Below are 1,612 nucleotides of genomic sequence, written 5' to 3'. Positions count from 1 at the left end.
TCGGGGGCTTGGTCGACGATGTTGTCGATGACCTTGGTGGTTTCGCCCAGGTGCTGCTCGAGGGGCTGGACGTCGTCACTGAGGCTGCCGAACAGGAAGCCTTTGTAGTTCTCGAAGCGCGGTAGGCGCTTGAGGTTGTGGGAGCCGTCTTGCTTGAACTGGTCGGGGTAGGCGCCGGTCTTTTCGTTTTTGGCTTTGAGCAGCTGGCCGTCGTTTTTGAAGGTCCAGCCGTGAAACGGGCAAGTGAAGGTGCCTTTGTTGCCGCGCTTGCGGCGGCATAGGGTGGCACCGCGGTGGGCGCAGGCGTTGATCAAGCCGTGCAACTCGCCCTGCTTGTCGCGGGTGATGACGATCGGCTGACGACCAACGGTGGTGGTGAAGTAGTCGCCCGGCTCGGCCACTTGGCTCTCGTGGGCCAGAAAGACCCAGTTGCCTTCGAAGATGTGCTTCATCTCCAGCTCGAAAAAGGCGGGGTCGGTGAACATGCTGCGGTGGCAGCGGAAAATGCCGTGATCCGGGTCGTCTTGTACCGCTCCGCGCACGCGGGCTTCGAGTTGATCAAGCTGTGTGGTCATGATCGCTCTCCTCGTTAGGATGTCGCGCTGTTAGGGCGTCAAGGCGGGCCAAGGGGAAGACCCGCCTCTTAAACAGGGGGTTATACCTTGGCCGTACCGGCCAGTTGGCTGGCCAGGTCCTGCTCGTCTTCCTTGGCGCGGGGGCGGGCGTGGCGTACCTGCAGCTCGGCGGCGTCGGTGGGCGCTAACTCGACATCGAACACCACATGGGCGAAGGGGCCGTCCAGATCGCGCTGGGCGATCTCGGCGGGGTCGTCGATGCGCTCGGCGGGCACCACCAGCTCTTCGCGCGTGGCGAAGGCGAAGTCGTCGAAGGTGTAGGGGTCACCGGCGAGGTTGATCTGAGTCGTCAGGTGTTGATGGCCGGGGGCCGAGACGAAGTAGTGAATGTGCGCCGGACGCTGGCCGTGGCGGCCCAGCGATTTGAGCACGACGTCCGTGGGGGCGCCTTCGGGCACGCCGTAGCCCGACGGGACGATGCTGCGAGCAGCGTAGCGGCCGTCGCGGTCGGCATAGATCGTGCGGCGCATGTTGTACTCGTCCTGGGAAGGGTCGAAGAACGAGTAGCCGCCTTTAGAGTTGCAGTGCCAGATCTCGACCTTGGCGCCGGGGATCGGCTGGCCGTTCACGTCGCGCACTTGGCCGGTCAGCCACATGGTCTCGCCGTCGGGATCGCTGCCGTCGTCCATCCGGGCGTAGCCGTCAGCTTCCGGGGCGCCGGCCACGTAGAGCGGGCCTTCGATGGTGCGCGGGGTGCCGCCGGTGCGCTTGGCTTCGGCGTCGATGGCGTCGTGGCGCATGTCGAGGAAGTGGTCGAACCCCAGCCCCGGCGAGAGCAGGCCGAACTGGGTCTGGCTACCCAGCGCGTTGAGCAGGTTCACGGCGGCCCAATACTCTTCTTCGGTGACATCGAAGTCGTCGATCAGTTTGAACAGGTCGCCCACCAGGCGATGCACGATCTGCTTGGCGCGGTCGTTGCCGCCTGCCTGGTCCAGGCCGGCCACGGCGTTGAGAAAGTCTTGAACCTCGGGCGTGTC

2 protein-coding genes are annotated in these 1,612 nt (G+C 64.8%); both read right to left on the bottom strand.

Going from position 1 to position 1,612, the window contains the following annotated elements:
- Positions 1-575 (bottom strand): Rieske 2Fe-2S domain-containing protein (locus MHM85_RS18250; RefSeq protein WP_239286586.1); only part of this gene is annotated, 575 nt, incomplete at its 3' end.
- Positions 576-655: 80 nt separating this feature from the next.
- Positions 656-1,612 (bottom strand): catechol 1,2-dioxygenase (gene catA, locus MHM85_RS18245; protein ID WP_275443629.1); only part of this gene is annotated, 957 nt, incomplete at its 5' end.

The organism is Halomonas sp. McD50-4, assembly GCF_022348135.1.
Classification (GTDB): Bacteria; Pseudomonadota; Gammaproteobacteria; order Pseudomonadales; family Halomonadaceae; genus Vreelandella; species Vreelandella piezotolerans.
The sequence above is the reverse complement of the archived record's forward strand: the minus strand, read 5'-3'. Positions and strand labels throughout refer to the sequence as shown.